Below are 466 nucleotides of genomic sequence, written 5' to 3' on the forward strand. Positions count from 1 at the left end.
GTAGAGGAAGTGGTCAAGGTCCTGCACATGATAGACACGACCCTTGCCAGTATTCTAGCACGAATGAGAGAACTGGCAAAGTCTTTAAAGGAATATGATGTCGTCATGGCTATGCCTGGAGTAGGTGAAATACTTGGCCCAAGGCTTATCGCAGAGATAGGAGATGTACGACGCTTTCATAGTGCCGGAGCCTTGATTGCTTTTGCCGGTCTTGATGCACCACCGTTTCAATCAGGCAATTTCACAGCAACAAAGCGAAGTATATCTAAACGTGGCTCGGCCTCCTTACGTAAAACAGGGTATGAAATCATGAGATTTATAAAGATTCATAAAGATTCATAAACCGTCAAAAGACGATGCTGTTTACCAGTATATGCTCAAGAAAGAAACTGAAGGGAAGCCTAAAAAGGTTGCTAAAATCGCTGCGTTAAACAAGTTCTTGCGCATTTATTACGCCAGAGTGAAA

At 43.1% G+C, this 466-nt stretch carries 1 pseudogene; it reads left to right on the forward strand.

Annotated elements, in window-relative coordinates:
- Positions 1–466 (forward strand): annotated as a pseudogene (locus tag DOT_RS10385) (transposase); the annotation flags it as partial.

Source organism: Desulfosporosinus sp. OT, assembly GCF_000224515.1.
Classification (GTDB): domain Bacteria; phylum Bacillota; class Desulfitobacteriia; order Desulfitobacteriales; family Desulfitobacteriaceae; genus Desulfosporosinus.